Source organism: Pirellulales bacterium, from assembly GCA_035499655.1.
Lineage (GTDB): Bacteria > Planctomycetota > Planctomycetia > Pirellulales > JADZDJ01 > DATJYL01.
Window position 1 is genome coordinate 1 of the sequence record DATJYL010000106.1, and the last position, 8,015, is coordinate 8,015.

Here is an 8,015-nt window from a genome sequence, read left to right on the forward strand (position 1 = left end):
ATCAAGCTGCTGCCGGCGGGCGGCGTTGTGTGGACGCCCGACGCCGACTCACGCTACGAAATTTTCTTTCCAGCCCCTAAGCTTGCTCATCGCTGTTCGACCATTGGCAATCACACGCTGTGGGCTTACATCCGGGGCGAATATGGGGGCGGCGCGTGGACCATCGAGCGGCCCGGATTCGGCTCCGACAATTTCGATTACAACGATTTGCGGTTTGCCATCGGCGTGGATGTATTGCCGGAAACGCAAACGGGGATGCGCGGCTACTTTGAAGTCGGCTACTCTTTTGATCGACAGTTGGTGTTTCGTAACGGACCGCCGGCCACGTTTAATCTATCCGACACAGTGCTCTTGGGTGCGGGGCTCTCATTTTGAATCTGATACCGAACATGCGACACTCCATGCGGCACAAGCTGGCGAAAACTGTTCTGCGATGCTCGTTCGCGGCGCTTTTTCTGTGTGCGCACCAATCGCATGGTCAACAGGCGAGTGAGCCGTACCGTGGGGCAATGACGGCCGGATTGCAATCGGATGAAGTTGGGGCACAGACCGCGTATCCCCAATATCCTGTTGGCAATTCGATTTCGTATTCGCTGACGCCGCTGCCGCCGATTTCTGGCTTGCCGCTTGATCAACCGGCGCCCCCAAGCCAATCTGCAATAAACCAATCAGAGCGCTCTCCTTGGCCTGCGGCGCCGGCTGCAAATACACCGCCGGCGGAAAATTCCGATCCCAACCGCGTTCCGGCCCGGTTGGCGTCCTTCCCGCGCGACGCAACCGAGCCTTTGCTCGGCGAGCCCAACAATTTTGTATTGATCCCTGAATCGCAACTACCAAGTTTGCCGCCGCAACGGGCTGGTTTTTTTCAAAGGATTTCTGCCACGACGACGTATTTGCCGCGGCTGGACGAAAACAACAGCATCGGCACCGAGGATACCGAAATTTACGGCGTGTTCGGCGTGCCGTGCCCCACGCGCGATTCGCCGCTGCTGATTGAACCCGGCACCGATTTCTGGGTGCTCGATGCGCCGAATTTCAATTTGCCCCCCACGGTGCATGACGACTATTTGGAATTCCACTGGCTGGGCAAAATCAACGATTGCTGGTTAGCCGATCTCATGGTCACGCCCGGCTGGCACAGCGATTATCAAAACGCCAACGGCGCGCAAGCGTTCCGTCTGGAATCGCATGCCGTCATCGTCTACACGTGGTCACCCGATTTGAAAATCGCTGTCGGCGCCGCCTATTGGGGTCGGCTCAATGCCAATGTAGTGCCCGCGGGCGGCGTGATCTGGGCCCCCAATGCGGACACGCGGTTCGAACTGATGACCCCCAAACCGCGCATCGCTTACCGTGTGGTGTGCGATCCCATGTACGAGCGCTGGATTTACATCGCCGGCGAGTTCGGCGGCGGGCAATGGGCCATCGAGCAAACCGGCGGAGTGGACAACATTCTGAACTACAGCGATTACCGCGTGATGCTGGGCGTCGAGCACAAAAGCTTGAACCTGAGCCTCAACGGCTTTGCCGAAATCGGCTACGTCTTCGGTCGACAGTTGGAATATCAAAACTTCTTGCCTGACCAGAACCTGCCCAGCACGTTGATGGCCCGAATTGGGTTGTCCTACTGATTGGATTGATTCCTCTGTCCTCTCCGCGTCCTCTGCGGTTAAATGTCTACGTTATTTCTTGCGTTGCATCGCTCGCTGCACGGCGGCACCCATGTCGGCGGGGCTTTCGGCGATTTCAATGCCGGCGGCTTTCAGGGCGGCCAGCTTTTCTTCCGCCGTGCCCTTGCCGCCGCTAATGATGGCCCCGGCATGGCCCATCCGTTTGCCCGGCGGGGCCGTGCGGCCGGCGATGAACGCGGCTACGGGCTTGGTCACATGCTGCTTCACATAGGCGGCGGCTTCTTCCTCGGCGGTGCCGCCGATCTCGCCCATCATCAAAATTGCCTCCGTGCCCGGATCGGCCTGGTACATTTTGAATAAATCGACAAACGACGTGCCGACAATCGGATCGCCCCCCAGGCCGACGCACGTCGATTGCCCGAGGCCCAAATTTGTGAGTTGCCATACGGCCTCGTATGTAAGCGTGCCGCTGCGGCTCATCACGCCCACTTTGCCAGGCGTGTGAATGTAGCCGGGCATAATGCCGATTTTGCACTCGCCCGGCGTAATCACACCGGGACAGTTCGGGCCAACCAGCACCGAATTGCTGCGCTTCACAATCGGATACACGCGGGCCATGTCAAGCACAGGCACGCCTTCGGTAATGGCGATGACGGTTTTGATGCCCGCGTCGACCGCTTCCAAAATGGCGTCGGCCGTGAACGCCGGCGGCACAAAAATCATCGTGGCATCGGCGCCGGTTTGCTTGATGGCTTCCATCACGGTGTCGAACACGGGCAACCCTTCGACAGTTTCCCCCGCCTTGCCCGGCGTGACGCCGCCGACCATTTTCGTGCCGTATTCTTTGCAACCCTTGGTGTGAAACTGGCCGACCTTGCCGGTAATGCCCTGGCAAATGACGCGCGTGGATTTGTTGATGAGAATGCTCATAGATATTTCACTTCGCTGCTGCTACGATTTTTTTTGCTGCATCGGTCAAACCCTGCGCCGCGATCATGTTGGCGCCACTGTTGGCGAGAATTTTGCGGCCTTCTTCCACTTCTGTTCCTTCCAGTCGCACGACAAGTGGCACATTGAAGCCGACGGATTTGTAGGCCTCGACCAGCGCATTGGCAATCGTGGTGCAGCGCATGATGCCGCCGAAAATGTTGACAAGCACGCCTTTCACGTTCTTGTCGGAAAGCAAAATGCGAAACGCTTCGGTCACTTGTTCGGTATTTGCGCCGCCGCCAACATCGAGAAAATTCGCCGGCTCGCCGCCGTGCAGTTTGATCAGGTCCATTGTGCTCATCGCCAAGCCAGCACCGTTGACGAGGCAGCCGATCGTGCCGTCCAGCTTCACGTAACTCAGCCCCGCCTTTTGGGCCCGCACTTCGGTCGGCTCTTCTTCGGCAATGTCGCGCAGCTCGGTCAGTTCCGGGTGGCGGAACAGGGCGTTGTCGTCAAAGCTCATTTTGGCATCCAGCGCCAGTAAATCGCCCGACTTCGTCACCACCAGCGGATTCACTTCCACCAGACTGCAATCTTTATTGACGAACACTTTGCACAGCAACCGCAGAAATTTTTCCGCCGAGCGAACACTGCCCGCCTTCAATTCCAATTTTTCGGCCAGCTTGCGAACCTGATACGGCTGCAATCCGGCATCGGGCGAAAACGGCTCTTTGAAAATCAGCTCCGGCGTTTTGGCGGCCACGTCTTCGATGTTCATGCCGCCGGCCGGCGAAGCGATCAGCACCGGACCGGCCATCGCTCGGTCGACCAAAATGCCCAGGTACAATTCGCGGGCAATCTCGCAACCTTCCTCCACCAACACTTGCCGAACCGTTTGACCTTCCGGGCCGGTTTGAATCGTGACCAGCGATTTGCCCAGCAAATTGCCGGCTACCTTGGCGGCTTCGTCAGCCGATTTCACCAACTGCACGCCGCGCTGCTGTGGGTTGCCTTTCACGTTGCCTTTGCCTCGCCCGCCGGCGTGAATTTGGGCTTTCACCACGGCCAGCGGGCCGCCCAACTCGCGGAAAGCTTTGGCGGCCTCGTCCGCCGTGCGGGCGACCATGCCCCGCGGCACAGCGACGCCAGCATCGCGAAAAATTTGCTTGGCTTGAAATTCGTGAATTTTCATTTTTTTGGGCTGCTAGCGGCTAGCAACTAGCAATTAGCAATTGTCGATCGTAGCCGAATCGCGGATTATAGGACGTGCAGCGCTTTGCGGTCAATAAGCGTGCGTGCCATCTACCCAGACACCAGACTACCAGCCACCCCCGCCATGTCCTTCCAAGTCGAACTCACCGAATTTCGCGGGCCGCTCGATTTGCTGCTGTTTTTGGTGCGCAAACACGAGGTGGAAGTTACCGACATCCCGATCGCGCCCATCACCGAGCAGTTTTTGCAATACTTGGAAGTGCTGCAGCAGTTGAACGTCGACGACGTGGGAGAATTTGTCGAATTGGCCAGCACGTTGATCGAGCTGAAATCGCGCAGCGTGCTACCGCGCACGGAGCAGGAAGCGGAAGAACCGCTGGAAGACCCGCGGCAAGATTTGGTCCGCCGGCTGTTGGAATACAAACGTTTCAAAGATGCCGCCAGCATGCTCGACGAGCGCGGCCGGCAATGGCAGCAGCATTATCCGCGGCTGTCCAGCGAACTGCAGCAGCGGGAGCGCAACCCAGCCGAGGAGCCCATTCACGAAGTCGAGCTGTGGGATTTGGTCAGCGCCTTTGGCCGGATTTTGCGCGAACAAGCGGCGGCGGGTCCCTCCAGCATTGTCTACGACGACACGCCCATTCACGTGTACATGGAGCGCATTCACGCGCAATTGCGCGAACAAGGCAAACTTGCCATGACAGAATTATTTCGTCCGCACACCAACCGATCCACGCTGGTCGGCCTGTTTCTGGCCACGTTGGAATTGGTGCGCTACCACGGGGTGTTGTTGGAGCAAAGCGATTTATTCGACGAAATTTGGATCCTGCCGGGCAACATGCCGAGCCATTCATTGGACCTGTCGGCCGCAGATTCTACCGCCGAATCGCCGCCCACGGTTAACGACAGTGCGGCCGAGAAGAAACCGACCAAACCCCGACGAAAAAGCAGCAAGCGCAAAGAAGGTGATCATCCCAAAGATTAAAACTCACTCTTCATCATTTCTGCGGCTCCGCGTCTGTGCGCGAGAATTTCTTTCCTCCCGACTTTTTGCCGCCGCCTCACGCTTCAAACGCTTTGCCAGGCGCCATGAAAGATCGACGATCGACTTGGCAAGCGCGTTCAATTTTGGTGGGTCGGTAGCGCGGGGCACGACGATAAAATCCACTCCTGTCGGCAATTTTGGCCGCGACAACCGAAACGCTTCTCGCAGCAATCGTTTCCAGCGGTTTCGCTGCACGGCGTTGCCGCAATCGCGCGAAACGGACAAACCCAGGCGAGGATGAGGCAGCTCGTTCAGCCGCCCCAGGAGCCGCACGAATCCGTCCCCCAATGAGCAGCGCCGCTCATACACCCGCCGGAAATCAACTCGCGAGCGTAACCGCAACTGTTTGGGGAAAGATTGGTCGGGCATGGGAGGTAGGAAAAGATAATGACCAATGACCAAGCACGAATGACCAACAAAGACAGTTAGCAATGAGCCACATCATTGGTCATTGGGATTTGGTCATTGGTCATTTACGATTAGTGATTCTTGGTCATTAACCACATCTACCAGCGTAAATCATGGCGCGGATTACTCGGATGCTCCTCGTCGAGCTTACGGATGACTTCGGCCGCGGCGTCGTCGATGAGCGGCGGCAACACGATTTGCACTTCGGCGTACAAATCGCCCGTGGCGCCGTTTTTCAGTTTTACGCCGTGGCCGCGAATTCGCAGCCGCGCGCCGCTGCTGGTGCGAGGCGGAATTCGCAGCGAAATAGTCCCGTGGGGCGACGGCACATCGACTTTGGCTCCAGCCACGGCCTCGGCCAGCGTCACTGGTACGCGGACGATCAAATCGTTCCCGCGGCGCTGAAAATGCGGATGCGCGGCCACGTGGACGGTCAGCAGCAAATCACCGGCTGCGGCATTTCCTTGGCCCGGTCCTCCTTGGCCACGGAGCCGAATTTTTGCGCCACCGTGAATGCCGGCGGGAATTTTGACTTCGATGTGGTCGATTTTTCCCCCGGCCCGCTGCACGCCAACTTCCACTTTTCCGCCTTGAATGGCCGTTTGGAACGGAATTTCGATTTCGCTGGCGACGTCAGATCCTGGTTGTTCCGGCGCTTTGCCCCGTCGGCCTTTTCCGCCAGCGTGCTTCCGACCAAAACCGCCCAGCAAATCGGCAAACGGATTGCCGCCCCCACCCTCGCCGCCGAAGCGCTGGCCAAAAATGTCGCCTAAATCGCCCAGGTCAATTTGCTCATACCCACCGGGCATTTCCTGCGCGTGCCAGGATTGCTGGCCACGTGGCCTGGCGCCTGGACCGGCGGCACCCGCCTGCTCAAAGGCACTGCCATAACGATCGTACAATTCCCGTTTGTTGGTGTCGTTGAGCACGTCGAAGGCGGCCTGCACCTTTTGAAATTTTTCCTTGGCGGTTTTGTCGTCGGGATTTAAATCGGGGTGGTGTTTGCGCGCCAAGGCTCGGTAGGCCTTTTGGATATCGGCCTGCGAGGCGTTCTTGGCGACTCCCAGGGTTTGGTAATAATCGTCAGCCATGCAGATGGATTCGTGCGTGCACTTAGTTCAAAGCGGGTTGCGGTAGGTGCGAAATAACCAATGACCAATTCCCAATGACCAATTCCGGCTAGATATTTTAGGCCGTAGCGGCCTGTCTGAGCAAGGACAAGTGAAATTGGGCGTCCGTTCATGCTAGGCTTGAGAATTAGGTGTCTGGTTGCATCGGTTCTGGTTTTTAACGATGCACCAGACACAGACACCGAGACCACCACGACCCATGCGATTTTTGCTCCGCCCGTTCTTGTTTCTACTCATCGTTTACGCCGCCGCCCAAGTGCGCGCCAGTGGGCAATTGGAAATTCACGTGGTTGACCGCGACACCGGCCAGCCGTTGGCGGTACGGATGCACTTGAAAAACGCCCAAGGCAAGCCTGTAAAACCCCCCGGTGTGCCTGCGCTGGGCGATCATTTTGTGTTCTTTGATAAAATCGCGCTCCGGCTCCCCAATGGCGGTTACGAATTTGTGATCGAACGCGGCTCCGAGTATTTAGAGCAAAGCGGACATTTCGAAATCGAAAATTTTGCCGACGACACCAAAACCATTGAGCTGCGGCGGTTTGTCGACATGGCCAAGGAAGGCTGGTACAGCGGCGATTTGGATGTCGATCGGCCCGCGAAAGATTTGGAATTGTTGATGCTGGCCGACGACGTACACGTAACGCCGCTGATTAGCTGGTCGAATAAGAAAGCCGAACCGGCTCAACAACCGGCTCCGAAAGCCGCGGCAAAACAACCCCCAGATGGTCTGCCGAAAACAGCGGCCAATGCGGCGGGCATCTACCAGTTCGACAGCACGTTTTTCTATAGCTTGACGGGGGGCGAATTGAGCGGCCCCGGCAATACGCTCCGATTGTTCCGTCTGGAAAAGCCATTGGAATTAGCGGATGCCGCTGCCGTCACGGGTGACAAAAAACTAGCCACCGCATTGGGCAGCCTGCCTTGGCTCCCCATTGTGGAACAGGCCCGGAAGGAGCAACACGCCTGGGTCGATGCCGGCGCATTTTTCGCCCGCGATTTGCCGATTTGGATTGCGGCCGGCCAGGTCGATTCGATCCAATTGGCCAATCGGCATCTGGAGCGCGAAGGCATGGTCGACAACGAAGCCGGCGGCTGGCCGCGCGATGTAACATTGTTTCCCAAGCCGTTTGGCAATGGCCGCTGGTCGCAGGAAATTTATTACCATCTGCTCAATTGCGGATTACGCATCCCGCCCACGGCGGGCAGCGGCTCGGGCTTCAACAATAATCCCGTAGGTTACAACCGTGTGTATGTGAATGTGGAATCCGCAGTGAACGAGAGCGGCGAAAACACCGTGCGAGCATCCACGGAATCGGAAACCGCTCCAAAAAACCAAACCGGCGCAGCCCAAATCACCTGGGATCAATGGTGGAATGCCCTGCGGGCCGGCCGGGTCACTATTTCGAACGGCCCGCTTATTCGGCCCAACGTGGAAGGGGAGTTGCCCGGTTACGTGTTCAAGGCCGACGAAGGAAAAACCGTTGATCTGCAGATCGCCCTAACCCTTTCCACGCGCGAGAAAATTCGCTACTTGGAAGTGATTAAAAACGGCCGCAACGAAATCGAGGCCAACTTGGACGATTTCCAATCCTCCGGCGGGAGGCTGCCGCCGATCAAGTTCACCGAGTGCGGGTGGTTTTTAGTGCGGGCCATTACCGA

8 protein-coding genes are annotated in these 8,015 nt (G+C 57.6%); 4 read left to right on the forward strand and 4 right to left on the reverse strand.

Annotation, left to right across the window (positions count from 1 at the left end):
- Both VMJ32_07550 and VMJ32_07555 read left to right on the forward strand, forming a co-directional pair.
- Positions 1–375 (forward strand): hypothetical protein (locus tag VMJ32_07550; protein ID HTQ38865.1); only part of this gene is annotated, 375 nt, incomplete at its 5' end.
- 14 nt (positions 376–389) lie between these two features.
- On the forward strand, positions 390–1,631 hold the full coding sequence (locus VMJ32_07555; GenBank protein ID HTQ38866.1) for a hypothetical protein: 1,242 nt from the start codon (positions 390–392) through the stop codon (positions 1,629–1,631).
- Between the two features lie 51 nt (positions 1,632–1,682).
- On the opposite strand, the gene sucD is transcribed toward VMJ32_07555, so the two are convergent.
- Complete coding sequence (gene sucD / locus VMJ32_07560; protein ID HTQ38867.1) at positions 1,683–2,561, reverse strand: succinate--CoA ligase subunit alpha; 879 nt, start codon at positions 2,559–2,561, stop codon at positions 1,683–1,685.
- 7 nt (positions 2,562–2,568) lie between these two features.
- Positions 2,569–3,753, reverse strand: a complete 1,185-nt coding sequence (sucC, locus tag VMJ32_07565; protein ID HTQ38868.1) for an ADP-forming succinate--CoA ligase subunit beta — start codon at positions 3,751–3,753, stop codon at positions 2,569–2,571.
- Between the two features lie 144 nt (positions 3,754–3,897).
- Here sucC and VMJ32_07570 point away from each other — a divergent pair, with 144 nt between their 5' ends.
- Complete coding sequence (locus VMJ32_07570; protein HTQ38869.1) at positions 3,898–4,758, forward strand: segregation/condensation protein A; 861 nt, start codon at positions 3,898–3,900, stop codon at positions 4,756–4,758.
- 3 nt (positions 4,759–4,761) lie between these two features.
- Here the strand turns inward: VMJ32_07570 and rnpA are convergent, their stop codons facing one another.
- Both rnpA and VMJ32_07580 read right to left on the reverse strand, forming a co-directional pair.
- Positions 4,762–5,187, reverse strand: a complete 426-nt coding sequence (rnpA, locus tag VMJ32_07575; protein HTQ38870.1) for a ribonuclease P protein component — start codon at positions 5,185–5,187, stop codon at positions 4,762–4,764.
- Between the two features lie 137 nt (positions 5,188–5,324).
- Entirely contained in the window at positions 5,325–6,317 is a 993-nt protein-coding gene (locus tag VMJ32_07580; GenBank protein ID HTQ38871.1) for a J domain-containing protein, read from the reverse strand.
- A gap of 238 nt (positions 6,318–6,555) precedes the next feature.
- On the opposite strand from VMJ32_07580, the gene VMJ32_07585 reads away from it, so the two are divergent.
- Positions 6,556–8,015: hypothetical protein (locus tag VMJ32_07585; protein HTQ38872.1), on the forward strand; the 1,460-nt coding region annotated here is incomplete at its 3' end.